The 19,105-nt window shown below is 38.4% G+C and carries 17 protein-coding genes and 1 pseudogene; 6 read left to right on the forward strand and 12 right to left on the reverse strand.

Features of this window, described 5'->3' with window-relative positions; genetic code table 11:
* Position 1 precedes the first annotated feature (1 nt).
* The 3 genes from EDC17_RS03865 to EDC17_RS03875 are packed head-to-tail and all read left to right on the forward strand — an operon-like array spanning position 2 to position 6,257.
* Positions 2 to 2,356, forward strand: coding sequence for a glycoside hydrolase family 127 protein (locus EDC17_RS03865; protein WP_132776836.1), 2,355 nt, complete (start codon positions 2 to 4; stop codon positions 2,354 to 2,356).
* A gap of 30 nt (positions 2,357 to 2,386) precedes the next feature.
* Entirely contained in the window at positions 2,387 to 4,297 is a 1,911-nt protein-coding gene (locus EDC17_RS03870) for a family 43 glycosylhydrolase (RefSeq protein ID WP_207895664.1), read from the forward strand.
* A 28-nt stretch (positions 4,298 to 4,325) separates the two neighbouring features.
* Positions 4,326 to 6,257 carry a family 43 glycosylhydrolase gene (locus EDC17_RS03875; RefSeq protein ID WP_207895666.1) on the forward strand — a complete coding sequence of 644 codons (1,932 nt, stop codon included), beginning with the start codon at positions 4,326 to 4,328 and terminating at the stop codon, positions 6,255 to 6,257.
* A gap of 213 nt (positions 6,258 to 6,470) precedes the next feature.
* On the opposite strand, the gene EDC17_RS03880 is transcribed toward EDC17_RS03875, so the two are convergent.
* From EDC17_RS03880 to EDC17_RS03895, 4 genes are all read right to left on the reverse strand, one after another.
* A complete protein-coding gene (locus tag EDC17_RS03880; RefSeq protein WP_132776837.1) occupies positions 6,471 to 7,070 on the reverse strand; it encodes a hypothetical protein in 600 nt (199 codons plus the stop codon).
* A 156-nt stretch (positions 7,071 to 7,226) separates the two neighbouring features.
* On the reverse strand, positions 7,227 to 7,793 hold the full coding sequence (locus EDC17_RS03885; protein WP_132776838.1) for a DUF4136 domain-containing protein: 567 nt from the start codon (positions 7,791 to 7,793) through the stop codon (positions 7,227 to 7,229).
* A 63-nt stretch (positions 7,794 to 7,856) separates the two neighbouring features.
* The gene (gene nadE / locus EDC17_RS03890) at positions 7,857 to 8,645 is read right to left on the reverse strand and encodes an NAD(+) synthase (RefSeq protein ID WP_132776839.1); all 789 of its coding nucleotides are present in this window, start codon (positions 8,643 to 8,645) and stop codon (positions 7,857 to 7,859) included.
* A gap of 90 nt (positions 8,646 to 8,735) precedes the next feature.
* Positions 8,736 to 9,392 carry a porin family protein gene (locus EDC17_RS03895; protein ID WP_132776840.1) on the reverse strand — a complete coding sequence of 219 codons (657 nt, stop codon included), beginning with the start codon at positions 9,390 to 9,392 and terminating at the stop codon, positions 8,736 to 8,738.
* A 47-nt stretch (positions 9,393 to 9,439) separates the two neighbouring features.
* On the opposite strand from EDC17_RS03895, the pseudogene gldB reads away from it, so the two are divergent.
* Positions 9,440 to 10,477: pseudogene (gldB, locus tag EDC17_RS03900) on the forward strand (gliding motility lipoprotein GldB).
* Positions 10,478 to 10,527: 50 nt separating this feature from the next.
* Here gldB and EDC17_RS03905 read toward each other — a convergent pair.
* The 7 genes from EDC17_RS03905 to panC all read right to left on the reverse strand — a co-directional run bounded on the left by EDC17_RS03905 (position 10,528) and on the right by panC (position 16,431).
* Positions 10,528 to 11,106, reverse strand: a complete 579-nt coding sequence (locus tag EDC17_RS03905) for an FKBP-type peptidyl-prolyl cis-trans isomerase (protein ID WP_165894360.1) — start codon at positions 11,104 to 11,106, stop codon at positions 10,528 to 10,530.
* Positions 11,107 to 11,167: 61 nt separating this feature from the next.
* A complete protein-coding gene (locus tag EDC17_RS03910; RefSeq protein ID WP_132776842.1) occupies positions 11,168 to 11,821 on the reverse strand; it encodes an FKBP-type peptidyl-prolyl cis-trans isomerase in 654 nt (217 codons plus the stop codon).
* A gap of 75 nt (positions 11,822 to 11,896) precedes the next feature.
* Positions 11,897 to 12,349, reverse strand: a complete 453-nt coding sequence (locus EDC17_RS03915) for a thioredoxin family protein (RefSeq protein ID WP_207895668.1) — start codon at positions 12,347 to 12,349, stop codon at positions 11,897 to 11,899.
* Positions 12,350 to 12,400: 51 nt separating this feature from the next.
* On the reverse strand, positions 12,401 to 14,629 hold the full coding sequence (locus EDC17_RS17395; protein WP_132776844.1) for a TonB-dependent receptor: 2,229 nt from the start codon (positions 14,627 to 14,629) through the stop codon (positions 12,401 to 12,403).
* Between the two features lie 181 nt (positions 14,630 to 14,810).
* The gene (locus tag EDC17_RS17185) at positions 14,811 to 15,083 is read right to left on the reverse strand and encodes a hypothetical protein (protein ID WP_243646032.1); all 273 of its coding nucleotides are present in this window, start codon (positions 15,081 to 15,083) and stop codon (positions 14,811 to 14,813) included.
* Positions 15,084 to 15,188: 105 nt separating this feature from the next.
* Positions 15,189 to 15,539: an aspartate 1-decarboxylase gene (panD, locus tag EDC17_RS03930; RefSeq protein WP_132776845.1), complete on the reverse strand. Its 351-nt coding sequence runs from the start codon at positions 15,537 to 15,539 to the stop codon at positions 15,189 to 15,191.
* A gap of 40 nt (positions 15,540 to 15,579) precedes the next feature.
* Entirely contained in the window at positions 15,580 to 16,431 is an 852-nt protein-coding gene (gene panC / locus EDC17_RS03935) for a pantoate--beta-alanine ligase (protein ID WP_132776846.1), read from the reverse strand.
* Between the two features lie 148 nt (positions 16,432 to 16,579).
* Here panC and EDC17_RS03940 point away from each other — a divergent pair, with 148 nt between their 5' ends.
* Positions 16,580 to 17,407 (forward strand): glycogen/starch synthase, encoded by an 828-nt coding sequence (locus EDC17_RS03940; protein ID WP_132776847.1) that lies wholly within the window; start codon positions 16,580 to 16,582, stop codon positions 17,405 to 17,407.
* Positions 17,408 to 17,459: 52 nt separating this feature from the next.
* Here the strand turns inward: EDC17_RS03940 and EDC17_RS03945 are convergent, their stop codons facing one another.
* Positions 17,460 to 17,780, reverse strand: coding sequence for a DUF493 domain-containing protein (locus EDC17_RS03945; protein ID WP_132776848.1), 321 nt, complete (start codon positions 17,778 to 17,780; stop codon positions 17,460 to 17,462).
* 332 nt (positions 17,781 to 18,112) lie between these two features.
* Here EDC17_RS03945 and EDC17_RS03950 point away from each other — a divergent pair, with 332 nt between their 5' ends.
* The gene (locus tag EDC17_RS03950; RefSeq protein ID WP_132776849.1) at positions 18,113 to 19,099 is read left to right on the forward strand and encodes a LacI family DNA-binding transcriptional regulator; all 987 of its coding nucleotides are present in this window, start codon (positions 18,113 to 18,115) and stop codon (positions 19,097 to 19,099) included.
* Positions 19,100 to 19,105 lie beyond the last annotated feature (6 nt).

The following is a 19,105-nucleotide window of genomic DNA, read 5'->3' on the forward strand; positions in this document are numbered from 1 at the left end:
CATGAGAAAGTTTGCCTGTAGAAAATTAGTCATTGTTACATTTTTAGCGTTTAGTTTTTCGTCTTTGATCGCTCAAGAAAAGAAACAGTCTATCTCTCTATTTCAATTAGCTGATGTCAGGTTGAAAGATGAGACTTTTCTGCATGCACAAGACTTAAATAAGGCTTATCTACTGGCTTTAGATGCAGATCGATTATTAGCGCCTTATCTTAAGGAGGCAGGATTAAATCCTAAGAAGCCTAATTACACGAATTGGGAAAATTCAGGACTTGATGGGCATATCGGTGGACATTACGTCTCAGCATTGGCGCTGATGTATGCATCTACAGGTGATCCCATGATTTATAAGCGTTTGGATTATGTTTTGCAAGAATTGAAAGAGTGCCAAGATAATTTAGCAACAGGTTATGTTGGTGGAGTACCGGGCAGTAAGCAGTTGTGGGATGAAATCAAGCAAGGCAAAATAAAAGCTGGAAGTTTTGACTTAAACAACCGATGGGTACCTCTTTACAATATTCATAAAATCTACGCAGGACTACGGGATGCCTATTATTTTGCTGGTCGCGAAGATGCCCAGCAGATGCTTATCAAGTTGACTGATTGGGCAGTCGAGTTGGTGAGTGGATTAAGCGAAGCGCAAATCCAAGATATGCTGCGTAGTGAGCATGGAGGGCTGAATGAGGTTTTTGCCGAAGCAGCTGTTATTTCTGGAGATAATAAATACCTGCAATTAGCAGAGAAATTTACCCATCAATATATTTTAAATCCATTAATAGCACAAAAGGATGAGCTAACAGGAAAGCACGCTAATACGCAAATCCCCAAGATAATAGGTGCCAAAAGGATTGCCGACTTGGAAGGAAGAAAAGACTGGGATGAAGCAGCTCGATTCTTTTGGGAAACTGTTGTTACCAAACGTTCTGTGGCAATCGGAGGTAATAGTGCAAGTGAGCACTTTCATCCATCGACCGACTTTTCGAATATGATTACCAATATTGAAGGTCCGGAGACTTGTAATACTTACAATATGATGCGGTTGAGTACACAATTCTTTCAGTCGGATGGAGATAGTAAGTTTGCAGATTATTATGAACGCGCTTTGTACAATCATATTCTGTCGTCACAGCATCCAGAACACGGAGGGTTAGTGTATTTTACATCGATGCGTCCTTCGCATTATCGGGTGTACTCACAGCCGCAAACCAGTTTTTGGTGTTGTGTAGGTTCAGGGATAGAAAACCACTCCAAATACAGCGAATTTATTTACGCCCATCGTGGCAATGAACTGTTTGTAAATTTATTTATTTCCTCGGAATTGAATTGGAAAGATAAGGGCGTACAGATAACGCAACAATCATTGTTTCCTACAGAAGGAAAATCTGTTTTTTCATTTAAAACAAAAAAAACTATTCCATTAGCCTTAAAAATACGTTATCCAAACTGGGTGAAAAAAGATATTTCGGTACATGTTAATGGCAAGTCTATTCAAGCTTTTAAGGATGCAAATGGCTATTTAACTATTGATCGTAAATGGAAAAACGGAGATAAAGTGGAGTTATCATTCGCTATGGAAGTGAACGTGGAACAATTGCCCGATCATTCGGAATATTATGCTTTTCGATACGGGCCATTGGTTTTAGCGGCTAAGACTGATACTGCACAGATGTTGGGACTTTTGGCAGACGATAGCAGAGGAGGACATATTGCTAAAGGAGATCAAGTTTCTTTAACTGAAATTCCCCATTTGGTGGTGTCAAATGCAAACTTAGCAGAGCAGGTGGAAATGATTTCTCCTCAAGATTTGCGCTTTAGATTAAAAAACCTTCAGGTAAGAACTGAAGCTACAGAAATGGAGTTGATGCCCTTTTACAAGTTACATGATAGTCGTTATATCATCTATTGGCCAAAGGTGAATTCCTCATCAGAATTGGCAGAACGACTGGTAAAATACGAACATGATGATTACCAAAGAAAACTCAATGCCATCACAGTTGATCAAGTACACTGCGGCCAACAACAATCAGAGTCCGATCATGCTATTCAATATGAACTATCCAATACGGGATCGGATAATGGTGTACAATGGCGGAATGCAACGGGATGGTTTTCTTATGAATTAGCGAACAAAAATAAGCGTGCAAAACTACTTTGGATAGCTGATTTAGAAGGTAATTCGCAAAATTTCAATGTGCTTATCAATGGAACTGTAATAACCCCTACCCAAGTAAATGCTGATGGTAGATACTATTTGCTGGAGGATATAAATGAAAATATCAAGGTAAAACTGCAGGCCTTGCCGAATCAATCTGTTCCCAAAATTAAGGAAGTTAGGCTTTTAACAAATAAAATAGATTAACTCCTACCATACAAACTACCCATGATGAATTTGAAAAGAATTTTTCTTCCTTTTATAATTGTCTTTGCCAATAGCGTTTTTGCGCAACAAGAGCCAGTTAAAACTCAATTCGAAGGCTATCTCTTTGCTTATTTTGAAGGGAAGAGCGATCCGATGAAGCGCGAGCATTTGCGGTTTGCGACGAGTTCGGTTGGTCTTAAATGGAAAGCATTAAATAACAATCTTGCAGTGATTTCTTCCGATACCATTTCGAGTACAGGAGGTATTCGCGACCCTCACTTATTACGCGGTGAAGATAAAGGGTTTTATTTGGTTGCGACGGATATGAAAACTTTTAAGGATGGATGGGATAATAATCCGGGTATTGTGATGATGTATTCGGACAATTTGGTGGATTGGAAACATCAGGTCATCAATCTTGAAAAATCATATCCTAAAAAGTTTAAAAATGTAAAATGGGTGTGGGCACCTCAAACATTTTATGATACCAAGAAGGGTAAATATCTGGTGTATTTCACTGTTCGTTATCATCATAATGATAAGTTAGATTTTTATGCCGCATATGCGAATAAGGATTTTACAGGTTTTGAATCGGAGCCTAAATTGTTATTCAGTCCTAAATATGGAGGTATAGATGGAGATATAATTTTTGATAAAGGTGTTTATCACTTCTTCTACAAAGGAAACACCAAGGATGCAGCTGGCAAAGAATTCAAAAATGGAATCAAAGTGGCTACTTCAGCCTCATTGTGGGGACCTTGGAAAGAAAATGAAGGATATGTAGACAGTTATGCAGATACATCTACCGTAGTAGAGGGTTCTAGTATATTTACACTAAATAATTCGGACGAATATATTCTGATGTATGACGTATACGCAGAAGGTCGCTATGAGTTTCAAAGAAGTAAAGATTTATCCTCTTTTACCCAGAAACCTGAGTCATTTACGAAGAATTTTGATCCGCGTCACGGAAGTATAATTTCCATTACGAAAGAAGAAGCTAGGAATTTGGACCGCAAATGGGGAGGTGTGATGCCTGAGTTGGTTCAGCCGACGAAAAAAAATGATCGGTATGTTTTTCAATCCAAAGGAAATCCCATTATTACACATCATTATACTTCTGATCCAGCTGCGTTGGTTATAAATGATACCTTGTGGATGTATACAGGACATGATTTTGAAGGTGGTCAGCGTGATTACGTAATGCGGGATTGGTTGGTATATTCGACTACGGATATGAAAACTTGGACTGAATATCCTGTTCCACTGAAAGTTGTGGACTTTGAGTGGGCGACTAGTAAGTCTGCATTTGCGGGACATGTAGCAGAATACTATTGGTATATCAGTACGAATTGGACGGGAATAGGTGTGGCTGTCGCTGATAGGCCTGAAGGTCCTTTTAAGGATGCTTTGGGAAAACCCTTGTTGACCAACGAAGATTGTTTTGCATCTACGCATTCATGGGCATGTATTGATCCCGCAATTTTTATCGATGATGATGGTACACCTTGGATATTTTGGGGAAATAGAGAGTGTTATTATGCCAAATTGAAAGATAATATGATTGAGATTGATGGTGATGTCAAACAAATTAATTTTGAGGGATTTTCATTCACTGAAGCACCTTGGGTACATAAATACCAAGGCAAATATTATTTAACCTATGCCACCGAATTTCCTGAAAAGATAGCCTACGCTATGGCGGATATTATTGAAGGCCCTTATGAATATAAGGGGATCTTGAATGAAATTGCAGGAAATAGTAATACAAACCATCAATCTATTGTGGAATATAAGGGTGAATGGTATTTTCTATATCATAATGGTGGTATACAAACCGATGGTGGAAGTTATAGCCGTTCAGTATGCATTGACCGGCTAGAGTATAATGAGGATGGTACCATTAAACGAATTGTGATGACTTCAGAAGGGATACAATAATAAAATACAAGTTCAAAACTAACGTATTATGAAGGATAGAATCAACCTAAAACAACAAAAAATTGCTCTAGCATTCCTTTTTATCTTCCAGTGGATAGGAATTTATACCATGGCGCAAGAATATAAATCTGGACCTGCCGAAAAAGATTATATAGGCTATTTGTTCACGTATTTCAAAGGAAATGCCGTAGCGGATGAGGCCGTATGCTATGCAGTGAGCACCGATGGATACAATTTCAAAACATTAAATAACAATCAACCTATCTTAAATTCTTCTGTCATCAGTTTGACGGGAGGAGTTCGTGATCCACATGTATTGCGTGGTCACGATAGCAAGACTTTTTATATGGTAGTCACGGACATGACTTCGAGTAAAGGTTGGGATTCCAATCGCGCTATGGTGCTGTTGAAGTCCAATGATTTGATTAATTGGACACATTCTAATATCCATATTCAAAAGCGGTTTACGGGGCATGAAGATCTTAAACGCGTGTGGGCGCCACAGACGATCTATGATGAGGCTGTAGGAAAATATATGATTTACTGGTCTATGCAGCACGGTGATGGACCGGATATTATTTATTATTCGTATGCCAACGCTGATTTTACGGATTTGGAAACTGAACCAAAACCTCTGTTTATTCCCAAAAACAAAAGATCGTGCATCGATGGCGATATCATTAATAAAAATGGTTTATTCTATCTTCTCTATAAAACCGAAGGTCACGGAAATGGTCTTCGCCTAGCTATTACAGATTCTTTAACTTCTGGAAAATGGATTGAACAACCGGGATATAAACAACAAACAAATGATGCGGTAGAAGGGTCCAGTATTTTTAAATTAAATCATTCGGACAAATACATCCTCATGTACGATGTCTACACCAAAGGTCGCTATGATTTTTGTGAAAGTGTCGATTTAGATAGGTTTCAATTAATAGACCAAAAGATGTCCATGGATTTTCATCCCAGACATGGTTCTGTTATACCAATCTCAAGATCCGAATTGATTGCCCTAACGAATAAATGGGGAAAGCCAGCGGGCATTGAAATTCCGCCAGCTAAAAATCCCGTTTTAGAAGGTTATTATGCAGATCCTGATATTATCTATTCGCATAAGCATAAAAAGTATTACTTATACCCAACGAGTGACGGTTTTGATGGGTGGGGCGGTTATTATTTCAAGACTTTTTCTTCCGACAATCTAAAAGATTGGAGGGATGAAGGGGTTATCTTAGACTTGAAAAAAGACGTGTCCTGGGGAAATAGAAATGCTTGGGCTCCGACTATTACAGAGAAGAAAATAGGAAAGAACTATAAATATTTTTATTATTTCACTGCAGCACAGAAGATAGGTGTTGCAGTTTCCGATGAGCCAACAGGACCTTTCAACGATTCCGGAAAAGCATTGATAGATTTCAAACCTGAGGGTGTAAAGGGTGGACAAGAAATAGACCCAGCGGTATTTAATGATCCCAAATCAGGTAAGAGTTATTTGTATTGGGGTAATGGATATTTGGCGGTAGCCGAATTGGAAAAGGATATGATGAATATCAAGAAAAATACGCTGAAAATCATTACCCCAGATGGTTCCTTCCGAGAAGGTGCTTTTGTAATTTCTAGAGCAGGACGATATTATTTCTTTTGGTCTGAAGATGACACACGAAGCCAAAATTATAGTGTACGATATGGTTATGCGGATTCGCCCAATGGTCCAATTATGGTACCGGAGAATAATAAGATTTTAGAGAAAGATCCCACTCGTGGAATTTATGGTACTGGGCACAATTCAGTAATCCAAGTACCCGGAAAAGATGAATGGCATATAGTATACCATCGTTTTAGTATTCCTAATGGCATACATATTGGAGATGCGGCAGGCTTTCATCGCGAAGTGTGTATAGATCCGCTTATTTTTGATGAGCAAGGACGTATTTTGCCCGTTAAACCTAGTCTATAAAGCAGCAATTGTTATGCTGTTTTTTACTACCGCATCGCAACAATGTCGACTGTTTTTGAATTGATGGGTAAGTATGCAGCACAGATGATTAAAAATATAGATAAGAGTCAGGTTTAGGTAACCTTTCACGTATATATAAGGCCATCTATCTCATTATAAGATGTGGTGTGTATCTATAAGAAAGAAAGCCATCTAGTATGGCTTTCTTTTTTATTACGAATCTCTTTTCATTTGTTCATCCAAGAGTTGACGTTTTAGCTTTTGTTCAGTTTCTAGCGCTTTTTTCTTGAAAGTCTGTAATTCACCTTGTAATTCTTCGGCAGTTTTTTGATGTTCTACAGCATCGACTTTCGCTTTTCGGAACGAAATCAAAACAATAAAAAACGCGAGGCCTAATACTGTAATGATGCTCCATACCAATGTGTGGTAGGCAGACTTGGAAAAATCCATTCCTAAGAATGAAATGCTATCTGTTTTGGCACGCTCAACAGCTAGGTCCGCGCTCAACGTCTGTACAGAGTCTTGCAGTGACTGAATCTGTTGTGTAGAGGTAGAAGTAGAACTTTTTAGTGAAGCGATTTCTTTGGTATATCGTGATAAAGAATCTGCTACATTTCGTTGTATAATTTCTACATTACTTTTACGAATTATCTTGAAATAAGCATCTTGATTGCGCGACTGATTAAGCAAAGTCTGAAATTGAGAGTTTATAGGGATATTCGATTGAAGTTTTTGCTGTAAAGTCGGCTGCGGTTGGGCTATAGAAGCAAAGGATATTAAGGTAAAAATGAATGCTAGAGATATTTTATACATAGTACTTTGATATTTTCTTGATTGCTAGGGGTAAAGTTGTTAAATAATTTGGTCAATAGCAAAAATACCAGCTTTTAAATCTTGAATAAGTATAATCAAGACGACTTTGAAAAACTATCTACAATAAAAAAGCTCCAACTGATTGGAGCTTTTGATTTATTTTATTTGTAAGGGATATTTTTTCATTACACCTTCCACGATTTTGGGTAGGTTATTGATGGCTTTCTCGGGGGCATTGACTTCAGATGTTCCTCTAGCTTGCCAAATTACCGATTTTGTTTTGGTATCGATAGCTTCTAATATGATATGACCATATCGTAGGCGTTGTTCACCGACTACGAATGGATGGTAATTATACCCATAAAAACCCCATGGCTGGTACCAGCCCCACGGGCCACCATAACCATAATATGGACGAGCGTGAACCAAACGTTTTTTATTGTTAACAATAGTCACATAACGGAATAATATATCTGGATTTTCCTTGCTATATCGCAGACCGCGGCGTTCTATTTCCTGATTGGCCGTAGTCATGATATTATGCTTAGCGATATCATTGTTGAAATAGTCTTTGGACAACGAATCGATAGGAGGTAACCATCCGTATGTTTTATATTGATTGAAATCTAAATTTTGGATGCGTGTTGTATTAAACCGATTGGATGAGCATGAAGCTACCCCAAATAGCACCACAGCAATGAGTATTATACCTAAATTTTTCATAATTAAGCCAGATTATATAGCATATGACAGTGGGACATAGAAAAGGTTTAATCTAATTTACAATTATTTCCACTCCTCCGGAATATCACAAACTGGTATAGGTTGAATTTTGTGCTGCGCCGCTTTGTGCATGCGATCAAATATTTTGAATACCTCCAAATCCCTGCCTGTATAGTCGCTTTCCGTTTTGGTGCCGTATTCTTTTTGTATTTTTTCGAGTTCTGGATAGGTAGCGCCGATCTGCTGTTCGTCGGTCCGTTCGGCATCCCATAGTCCATCAGTCGGTATGGCATTTTTGATGCTTTCTGGCAGATCCAGCGCTCTCGCTAATGCGTAGACTTCTGTTTTGTAGAGATCCGCTATAGGAGAAAGGTCGACACCTCCGTCGCCGTATTTAGTGTAGAAACCAATACCAAAGTCTTCCACTTTATTGCCTGTACCGCAGACCAATAGAGAGTTTGTTTGCCCATAATAGTAAAGTGACAACATGCGCAATCGCGATCGTGTATTCGCTAAGGCTAAATCTCTATGAAGAATGTCCGGTTGATTTGCATCAAAGATCTTTGTTAATTCATCAAATGCAGAAGTCAAATCTATATTAAGTCCTCTTACATTCGTGAATTTGGTTTTCAGATATTCAATATGTTCTGAAGCACGATCGATTTGATCCGCCTTTTGACGTATAGGCATCTGCACCACCAATACTTCCATGCCCGTCATGGCACAAAGTGTAGATACCACACCTGAGTCCACACCGCCCGATACACCTACTACAAAGCCTTTTACTTTTGCATTTTGAGCATAATCTTTCAGCCAAGTAACAATTCTATCAATGATTTTTTCTGTCTGCATATAGGTGAATTTTAAATAAAAAACGAGGTTAATACGAATTTAAAGATAGAATTCGTATTAACCTCGTTTTATTTTCTTTTTTAGCTTCTACTAAAAGAAAATACCCAAATTAAGGGCTACGTAAGATGATTTTGGTTTACCTTCTTTGATGGCTCTGCTGAATCCGTTGTTGAAAGTTATACCTGTCATTAAGCCTAAATTATCGGATAGCGCCCATTCTTTACCGCCGCCCAATTGCAAGCCCAAGCGGAAAATGTTATCTCCGTCGATAGCTCTTTTGGTGCCGTCGATTGTCTCTTTGCCCGATACCTTGATACCTGCTGTGAAACCAAATTGACCATAAAATCTACCAGTTTCGTTCTCTTCTGATTTTAGTTTTATTGTCAATGGAACTTCTGCATATTGAAGACGGATTTTTTCTCTATTAGGTTCTCCTGCCGGAAAATCAACCTTAGAGTTGATAGATGTAATCAATAAACCGGTAGAGAAATAATAGTTTTTAGAAAAACCTAAATCAGCTATCAATCCATAAGAAAATCCTACTTTGGAGCTCGCATCATAATCATCATCATAACGTAACCAGCCAATATTCGGATTCACCGATAGACCTAAACGAAAATTCTTCTCTTCTGCGTAATCCGTATTTTTTGATTTCGTGTAATAATCTTGCGCATTCGCTTTCGAAGCAAATAATAAAATTACTAGAGACGCTAATGTTGTGATTGTAGTTTTTGTAAAATTTAACATTGTTATAATTTTAGTTTTAAATTTATGGTTATAACTTCGCGATACTGATGAAATTAAAACCACTACAAAAGTATTTCTTTTTTTTTACAGTTGCTATAGCGTCTTGTCGTGAAACAACTACAATAAATCGTCCTAAAGTTAATCATATTGCGGTCGACGTAAAGATTGAGCGATTTGATAAAGAACTTGCAGCTACAAAGCCAGAAGAACTTCTACACTACAACAAGCTGTGGCAACAAAAATATGGCGCATTTTATAGGGATTACATGAGCCAAATGCTTCAAATCTGAGATCCCACGGATAGCATTCGCGTCTATGAATATTTACGTCAGATTTTACTACAAAAAGATTTTATTGACCTGAATAATGCCGTCATCAAGAAGTATCCAAATATGGATCGCTACGAAAAAGAATTGGCGACAGCGATGAAATATGTAAAACACTATTTTCCAAATTATACTATTCCACGATTCATTACATATGTCAGTGGTTTTGCTTATCAGACGCCAATAGGCGAAGATTATATCGGCATCGGACTGGACATGTTCCTTGGTGCAGATTCGGAGTTTTATCCTGCATTGGTACAATCCATTCCTCTCTATATCTCGAGGCGTTTTACTCCTGAAAATATTACGCCAAGAGTGGTTGAAGCACTGTTGCGCGAAGACCTTTACCCGTTGCCCGATTTAACTCAAAATACGCTGCAGCATATGGTCTACAATGGTAAGATTCTCTATGCTATGGATATGTTGTTGGAGGATGTCTCGTACGAAATAAAAATTGGTTACACACCCGAGCAGTTGGCATGGGCTAAACGTTACGAAGCCGATGTGTGGACTTGGTTTTTGCAGGAGAATTTACTGTACCACACCGATTATTTGCGTATTCAGAAATATTTCACCGAAGCGCCTTTCACACCGGAACTCGGAGAGAATAACGAATCGGCGCCAAAACTTGGTATTTACATTGGCTGGAAGATTGTTCGAAAATATATGGATAAACATCCCGAGATCACGCTCAAGGAATTGCTGGCAGATACAGATGCTCAGTCTATTTTAGAAAAGTCAAAATATAAAGGCAAATAAAAAAGGGGTACATCCGAAAGATGTACCCCTTTATCTATCTTGTAATATTTTTATTTAATATTTACGACTTCAATCTCGAAGAATAATGGAGAATTGGCGGGGATTTTCCCTTGTTGGCTGGCTCCATAACCATAATATGAAGGTGTTACAATTCGGATTTTGCTTCCGATTTGTAGACCGGTAGGAGTAAGGCCACCAAATTTATATTCGCCTATATCTTTTGGAATAAATGCCAGTTGCCATGCTCCAATCAAATTGTTCAATTTGCTGGTAAGGCCATCTGTAGTTGTATTGGAATCAAAAACAGAATTATCCGAAATCAGCTTACCTGTATAACGAACGGTAATTGTTGGCATGCGCAACGCTTTTACCGTCTGTCCATACATGTTCGTTGTATCGACTACTTTATATTCATAGCTATTAGGCATTCCATCCTCAATAATCTCAAACCATATTCCAGTAGTATCATTAAGTGTCATTTCAGGATAATTACTGTTGACATAGGATTTGATAATAGGTTTTTCCGATTCGAACTGAGCAATAGGATCAAAGACATTACTCTCCTTCGTACAAGCTGCAAAAAGAGATATAGTGATTGTTAGGCAAAATAATTGTTTAATAAAATTCATAGCTCTAAAATAACAAAAAAGAGATAAAATCATATGTTTTTATCTCTTTTTTATCGCTCGATTATTGAATTTCTAGAACTTCAATTTCGTACACTAGAGGTGAATTCGCAGGAATGTCACCCACTTTGTTTCCACCGAAAGCCCACAAAGATGGCGTAATGTATCTGATTTTACTTCCTTTTTTCAGACCATCTTTAGTCAATCCTCCCAATCCACTAATTTTCACATCTACTCCATTGAATTTTACTGCATAAGGGAAAAATGCAAAATACCAGGAGTTGTTGAAAATATTGTTACTACCTGTGGTAAATGAATATTGGGTTCCTTGTAAGTCTGACTGAACTACAGTGCCATTTAATAATTTTGCAGTATACTTTGCCTTGAAAGTAGGCGCTGTCAATTGTTGCGTATTTACGGCTTTGTATTCGTAAGAATTGTCTGTAGGTGGATTAAGGATTTCGTACCAAATACCTCTATTTACTGGACCTTTATCCAAGTATGTATATCTGATTTTTACAGTATCCTGTACCTCGTTTTCAAAATGTTGATTGACATATTCTTCGATTTTGATCTTTTCTGCGCTAAGAATAGAGTCTATAGCTCGCTCTTGTTGTAAAATTTGTTGTTCGTAATCGACATCAACACTATCATTACATGAAGTAAATGTAATGGCCATTAATACAGCAGCAGTTAGTGTGCTAAATAAGTTTTTCATAAAAAATAATTACTAGTTATAATAGAGCATAACGCTAAAAGCTGACGGAATGCTACATGGTTTTACATTTTTTTTCTAATTCGTTGATAAATTTTTTTTCATGACAAGTAAGAGTTCATTCAATTGTGAAGGACGCAATAATCCAGGTTGTCTGAATAATGGATTATATGCAGCATCGAGAAGAATCCATGTAGGATAGGAGATTTGCTCGCTGCCATTGAGCGCGGTCGCCAATTCATGTGTGCCCAAATTGATTCCTCGAGGGATGAATTTGTATTCTCTCCCTTGAAATACAACTTTATCCCTGCTTTCAGCATTAAAGTCCACGAAGTAAAACTGATGATGATGCTCAGCAAACTGTTTATTTTTCTGTATTTGTTGTTTCTGCATCGCACAATATTGACACCAGTCCGTCGAAATCAAAAGGAGTATAGGCTTCGGGTCTTCTGCCATCAGGCTATCCAGGTGTGCAATGTGTACAGGTTTGATCTGTGCAGAAGCGTAAGCAGCTGCACAGGTATATATCATGAATAATATCAGCTTTCGAACATATAACATAGTCGCTCTTTAAACTTTCTTTTACAAAATATTATAGCGTAACCCTAAGAATCCACGGATACCCTGATTGGGTCCGTATACGTAGCTTGGGTCAAATGGCAATAAATTAGGGTCATCAATTCTCTCAAACGGATCGTGTGCTCGCGAAATAATTTCTATACCGCCACGTGTTGGTGTCCAGTTTAACAGATTTTTTACTCCCCCGAATATTTCCAATCCATTGTTGAAGTTTTTGGTGAGTTGGATATTTTGAATGCTCCAGGCTTTCGATTTATCGGGTCTTGTATCTTGTGGCCCAAGTACGGGAAGACGCATTGGTCCGATTACATTGCCGGTATAGTCAATTGTCAGTCCAAGACGTCTTAGGTTGTAACCGATAGTCCATGTTCCCATAGCTTTTTCTGTCAGCATCTGCCATTCTTTGACGCCATCTTCCACGCTGTATACATCCATTACGGTAGCGCCGATCATGGCTTTTAGTCCGCTGGTGTGCGCCCAATCCAAGTTGAGGGACACTCCTTTTGAAACCGCATGACCATTTAAGTTCTCATAGATTATCTTGTTGACATCGGATTCGTAATCTGGAATGATTTTGTTGTCAAAGTAGGTGTAAAAGGCACTCGCATCAATAGCAAATACCGAACCACCGTCCATATAGAATTTCTTAATGTAATTTACATTACTATTCCAGGAGGTTTCGGGTTTTAGATCTTCTTCGAAGGTCACATCGCGTGCTCCTGTGAGTGCGGCGTGGTCTTCTGTAAACACATTTGCTACACGATATCCATTGCCAATACCTACACGGAGGACTTGTGTGCGATCCAAAGAGTTCCATTTATAATTCACACGTGGAGAAACAATACTTCCGTGAATAGAATTGTAATCATAACGTGCTCCCAACAATAATTTGTGCTGCGGATGCAAGGTGATTTCGTCTTGAATAAACAATCCGGGAAGATGGGTACGTGAGGAATTGACTGTTGCGGGTGTATTGTCATTGTAATAGGTGTAACGATAAGCTAATCCCGTTAGTAAATCATGATTTTTAATTTCCTTGCGCCATGTCAGCTGTCCAAATGCTATTTTTTGATCGGCTAAATAGCGAATATCTCCGTATACAGAATTTTGGTCGTGACCATTTACGCTGAAGGTAAACGTTAGGTTTTCTGCTGTGGGTAAATCATACGCCCCCATCAATTCCCAACGCTTTGTATATATACTTTCACCGTATACTTCATCTCCACCACGGTACTTTCTGGACCAGTTCATTTCGCCTCCCCAACGGTCCTCGTACACATATCGACCTGCCAAAGTGAACAGTTTGTTGTCTTTGCGTGTAAAATTCCATTTGTTGAATAGCGAAAATCTATTTTGTAACGTTACGTCCGTGAAATTGTCGCCATTTTTGTCAATGGGGTTACTATACGTGAAATAATTAGCTCCAACTAATGATTGAGCGGAACCCACATCAAATTTTCCACCCAAGTCAAGATTGTATTCTTGCCATGAAGTTCCAAAAGTTTCTATGTTTAATCGTGGTGCGGAATTCGGGCTTTTGGTAATAATATTTATCAATCCGCCCACTGCTTCACTACCATAAAGGGTAGAAGCGGGTCCTTTGACAATTTCTACACGTTCGATCAATGCTTGTGGAATACCATTCAAACCGTAGACTGTAGAAAGTCCTGACACGATGGGCAATCCATCAATCATAACCATTGTGTAGGGGCCTTCGAGACCATTGATGTGGATATCTCCCGTATTACATACGCTACAGTTGATTTGCGGACGTACTCCATTGATGTTTTGCAGCGACTCAAAAATCGTAGGCGCAGGGTTAGCTTGGAAAAATTTCGCTGTAAAAACTTCTACAGGGATTGGGCTATCCAGTTTGGATACCTGTTTGAGCGTGCCGGATACGACTACTTCTTCAAGATTGCGGTTGTCACTGTCCAAGATGATTTCTAATCCTTCTTGGTAGGCTGTATTGGTTAAGTCTTTCTTTGCAGGCATATAGCCTACAGCGCGTGCAGTAATTTTAGATTTTCCGGTAGGCAGTTGAATGGTAAATTTTCCTTCCGAATCCGTTGAGATTGCCACCTTCGTTCCGTCCACAGATATAGTTGCGTTGTCGATCGGATTTCCGTCCGAATCTTTTATAGTTCCTTTGAGTAGATTTTGTGCATGTAGTATGAAAGCAAAGCTAACCAATAGGGCAGTTAGCGTACAGCTTTTGATAAGTTGTAACATAAATTGTTATTCTTGATTAATGATTAGTAGGTACAAGATGAACCATTAATTAAACTGGGAAATAGGTCTACATACATCTGTATATAGAGATATTGCCCATCTAAATGGAGTTCATCAAATTATAGTCTGTTCTAAAAAAAATAATTCGCCAAGCGGACGCGTAGCAAAATTTAGGAAATCATTAAACAAGGGAGGGTGGTCCTCGAAGGTAGTTGTGAAATAGGGGTACAGGCTTATTTGAGCGTGTGTATCCTATATCAATTGGGATAGTAAATTCGGAAACAATGGGGCCCTCGAAAGTGACAAAATCACTTTCAATAAATACGCCTTGATAGACCACATCCAAAAAGCGAATCTCCGCATCGCTTTTGTGATGGTGTTTTTGTTTTTTGGTAAAGTCATAAGGGTGAATATGCGTGATAATTTCACCCTTAGAGGTTACCTCTTTGTGCATAAACACTATTCCACTAATCACAATAATACTCATCCAGCACGTCAGCAACGTGGCTATGAGTCTGCGATATGTTGAAAATAGGTTAATCACAAAACAATATACGTGTTATTTTATTATTCTATTGTTGTCGTCTGGAAAAACAAGTTTTGGTTTGTGTGCTCTTGCTTCTTCTCTGTCCATCAGACCGTACGAAATGATGATAACGATATCACCTACCTGTACCAATCTAGCCGCCGCACCATTCAAACAAATTGTTCCTGTACCTCGTTTTCCAGGGATGACGTAAGTTTCTAATCTTGCGCCGTTATTATTATTTACAATCTGTACCTTCTCGTTTGCAATTATATCTGCTTCATCCATCAAATCTTCGTCGATGGTAATACTTCCCACATAATTCAACTCAGCTTGCGTTACACGAGCGCGATGAATTTTGGATTTCATTACTTCAATCATCATGATACAAAGTTACGCTTTATATTTAAAAATGTATATGTTCTTAATCGTTCAAAAACATATTATCTATTAATCTAACTCCTTCTATCCAAGCGACAATATGAGCCACATATTGCTTCCCTTCTTCTGTGGATTCGGCTCTTTCTAGCGTTCGAACTTCACTCAAGGCAAAATATTCTAGTTCCACACCTTCAGTGTCGGCTATCATTTGTTCGGCCAATTGCTGGCAGACGTAGAGTGATGTTCCTTCGGCAAACGCCGATTTGACAGCTTGTAAGGTTTTGTATAATATGAGTGCTTTTTCTTTGCCCTCTGCAGATAGTCTAGCGTTTCTAGAACTTAATGCTAGTCCAGATTCGCTACGAATGATGGGACAAATGACCAACTCGATGTCTAGGTTCTTCAGTTCGATCATACGTTGTATGACCATGACTTGCTGAAGATCTTTCTGTCCAAAACAAGCTATATCCGGATTTACCAACGTAAATAGTTTGTAGACAATCTGTGTGACCCCTTGAAAATGTCCTGGTCGTTGTTCGCCTTCCCATATCTGATCCAGTCGGCCTAGATTAAGATGCCATTGTTCGTTGGTGTCAGGATACATCTCTTCTACTGTAGGAAGAAATAGCACGTCACAGCCATTATCGGACAGTAGCTGCATGTCATTTTCGATTGGCCTAGGATATTTTTCCAGATCTTTCGGATCATTGAATTGAGTAGGGTTGACGAAAATGCTGCATATGACAATATCGGCCTTCAATCGAGCCTGCTGTATGAGCGAAAGATGACCTTCGTGTAGCGCTCCCATCGTGGGTACCAAAGCTATTTTCTTTGGCTGCTCACGAGGCGCCTCTAGATAGGCACGAAGTTCATTTTGCGTGTGAATAACTTTCATTCGTGTACGGGTAAAATAGGGGGCAAAAATGCATAATAAATTTGTAATCTGAAAGCTATAAATTACAAAGAATTGTAAAATTTGTTTATTATTTGTATCTTTGTACACCGATTTTACTGTTCAAATAATAAAAAAAAACAAATTGGAGATGGCAAAAACGAAAATATTGTTTATTACCCACGAGATGTCGCCTTTCCTTGAAATAAGTAAAATTTCTGAAATAACACGCCAATTACCGCAAGCGATGCAGGAAAAAGGATTTGAAATCCGTATTCTAATGCCACGTTTTGGTAATATTAATGAGCGCAGAAATCGTCTACACGAGGTGATAAGGTTGTCGGGAATGAATATAGTGGTGGATAATAACGATAATCCATTGATCATTAAAGTAGCATCGTTGCCAACAGCTCGTATGCAGGTTTATTTCTTAGATAATGAGGAATACTTCCAGCGCAAGAAGGTGTTTAGAGATGAGAGTGGAAAATTCTTTGAAGATAACAACGAGCGTTCGTTGTTCTTCTGTAAAGGTGCATTAGAGACTGTTAAGAAATTAGGCTGGTCTCCGGATGTAGTACACTGTCACGGCTGGTTCACAGCAATGGTTCCATTATACTTGAAGAAAGTATATCATGATGATCCTACTTTCAAAGATGTAAAAGTGATGTATTCTTTATTCAATGAAGAATCAGACTTTGGTAAAGATACATTGACGGCTAAGTACGCAGACATGGCAGCACAAGAAGATGTGTCGGCTGAGGATGCAGCTGTGTATGGCTCAGGAAGCTATGCAGATGTATACAAAGGTGCTTTGACCTATACGGATATCGTCGTGAAAGCAGATGAAAATCTGGATGCTGATGTATTGAAATTTGTCGAAGAACAAAATATCCGTACGTTTACTCCAGAATTTATTGATGATTACGAAGGGTATTCGTCACTTTATGAGGAATTTGCTTCAGAAGAAGTCGAAGCTTAATTGCTTCATCGTAACATACAAAAAGGCTTTCCAATTGGAAAGCCTTTTTGTATTAAAGCATAATCACTTTTTCTATAGCGGATACTTTTTTGTAATAATCAATTACTTCATCGGCCGACTTCACAAATGTTTCTACGGTCAACGAATTATATTTTCCTGTTTTTGAATCTTTCACAGATATTTTTGTGCTTGGATGTTCGAAAATCTTTTCGATATCCTCTTTTTTATTTGCTTCGGCAGGTACAATAAATTTGTACGTATAGATAGATGGAAACTGTTCGATGTCAATCAATTTCTGTCTAAATGTATTATAAAAATCATCACCATTATTATCGTTAATGTCTTGAATGCTGATGTTGTTAAAATTACTCATTATTAAATCCTTTCTATTATAGTGTTACACAATGTAATCAATTTGCGTGCCGATGCTATTATGTCAGATAGTGTTGACTAACTGTCGTATATTTTCATGTTTTGTAATCTTTAATGGCAGGTCTAATCAGTCATTTTTGACTCTTGGAATGTGGATAATAGCATGCCGAGTATGGTGCGTGCAGGATGGTGCAGGATGACTTATGTGGCTTTGAAATTCTTCCTAAGCGGTTTTTTGTTTATTTTTGATTAACTTATCGACAATTAAGGGATTCAAGAATGATTTGAACAAGAATTGAATTTATTACCGACTAACTATTATTAACATAGAATATGAAAAAAAGACTTTCTATTAGCGACATTGCTAACAATCTTGGAGTATCGGTTACTACGGTTTCTTTTATCCTTAATGGCAAAGCCAAAGAAAAGCGAATCAGTGATGCCTTAACCAAACGGGTGCAAGATTATGTTAAGAAAGTTGATTATAAGCCTAATCAGTTAGCCAAAAGTTTACGTACCGGAAAGTCTAAAAGTATTGGTCTATTGGTCGAAGATATATCAAATCCATTCTTTGCGAATATTGCGGATCATATTGAGAAGATGGCGTACGACAATGGATATCATATTATCTATTGTAGTATGAATAATGATGAGCAACGTGCCAAGGAGCTGATCCAGCTATTTCGGGATAGACAAATCGATGGCTTCGTCATCGCGCCGACAGAAGGATTAAGTGAAGTGATAAATAGTCTCATCAAGCAGGCGGTGCCTGTGGTGCTTTTTGATAGGCCATTAGCGGATGTAGAAACTCATACCGTCTTGTCAGAAAATATGAATGGCGCATACGTAGGAACGATGTATTTGCTCGAACAAAAGAAAGCAAAGCGTATAGGTTTTGTGACGACGACAAGTACCCAATCTCAGATGAAAGGTCGGCTGGAAGGCTATATGAAGGCAATAGATAAGGTGGGAATGGATCTCTTGGTCAAAAAAATCAACCCGTCGCTGACGGATGACGATATTGCGCAACAGTTGCAAAGCTTCATAGCGGACAATAAGTTGGATGCGGTTCTGTTTGCTACCAATTATTTAGCGGTCGACGGCCTCAAGGCTATTAAGAAATATCAAATAGCGATTAATAACCTTGTCTCCTTTGATGAAAATACAGCGTTTGCTTTAGTAGAGCCACCTGTGTCGGCTATTTCTCAAAATATTAAAGAAATAGCCAGTGAAGTGGTGCGGATATTGTTGAGTCAGATCAATGGTAAATCTACCCAAATTGAACAGGTAGTCATACCCTGTGATCTGATTGAGAGGTAGACCAAT

Source organism: Sphingobacterium alimentarium (genome assembly GCF_004342685.1).
Classification (GTDB): domain Bacteria; phylum Bacteroidota; class Bacteroidia; order Sphingobacteriales; family Sphingobacteriaceae; genus Sphingobacterium; species Sphingobacterium alimentarium.

What these genes read in the sequence shown, in the direction of transcription:
- EDC17_RS03910 (WP_132776842.1), bottom strand. Translation starts at nt 11,821, where the DNA reads ATGAAAAACTTATTTAGCACACTAACTGCTGCTGTATTAATGGCCATT.
- EDC17_RS03895 (WP_132776840.1), bottom strand. Translation starts at nt 9,392, where the DNA reads ATGTTAAATTTTACAAAAACTACAATCACAACATTAGCGTCTCTAGTA.
- EDC17_RS03865 (WP_132776836.1), top strand. Translation starts at nt 2, where the DNA reads ATGAGAAAGTTTGCCTGTAGAAAATTAGTCATTGTTACATTTTTAGCG.
- nadE (WP_132776839.1), bottom strand. Translation starts at nt 8,645, where the DNA reads ATGCAGACAGAAAAAATCATTGATAGAATTGTTACTTGGCTGAAAGAT.
- EDC17_RS17395 (WP_132776844.1), bottom strand. Translation starts at nt 14,629, where the DNA reads ATGTTACAACTTATCAAAAGCTGTACGCTAACTGCCCTATTGGTTAGC.
- EDC17_RS03875 (WP_207895666.1), top strand. Translation starts at nt 4,326, where the DNA reads ATGAAGGATAGAATCAACCTAAAACAACAAAAAATTGCTCTAGCATTC.
- EDC17_RS03905 (WP_165894360.1), bottom strand. Translation starts at nt 11,106, where the DNA reads ATGAATTTTATTAAACAATTATTTTGCCTAACAATCACTATATCTCTT.
- EDC17_RS03940 (WP_132776847.1), top strand. Translation starts at nt 16,580, where the DNA reads ATGGCAAAAACGAAAATATTGTTTATTACCCACGAGATGTCGCCTTTC.
- panC (WP_132776846.1), bottom strand. Translation starts at nt 16,431, where the DNA reads ATGAAAGTTATTCACACGCAAAATGAACTTCGTGCCTATCTAGAGGCG.
- panD (WP_132776845.1), bottom strand. Translation starts at nt 15,539, where the DNA reads ATGATGATTGAAGTAATGAAATCCAAAATTCATCGCGCTCGTGTAACG.
- EDC17_RS17185 (WP_243646032.1), bottom strand. Translation starts at nt 15,083, where the DNA reads ATGCACAAAGAGGTAACCTCTAAGGGTGAAATTATCACGCATATTCAC.
- EDC17_RS03915 (WP_207895668.1), bottom strand. Translation starts at nt 12,349, where the DNA reads ATGATATATACCTGTGCAGCTGCTTACGCTTCTGCACAGATCAAACCT.
- EDC17_RS03945 (WP_132776848.1), bottom strand. Translation starts at nt 17,780, where the DNA reads ATGAGTAATTTTAACAACATCAGCATTCAAGACATTAACGATAATAAT.
- EDC17_RS03885 (WP_132776838.1), bottom strand. Translation starts at nt 7,793, where the DNA reads ATGAAAAATTTAGGTATAATACTCATTGCTGTGGTGCTATTTGGGGTA.
- EDC17_RS03950 (WP_132776849.1), top strand. Translation starts at nt 18,113, where the DNA reads ATGAAAAAAAGACTTTCTATTAGCGACATTGCTAACAATCTTGGAGTA.
- EDC17_RS03880 (WP_132776837.1), bottom strand. Translation starts at nt 7,070, where the DNA reads ATGTATAAAATATCTCTAGCATTCATTTTTACCTTAATATCCTTTGCT.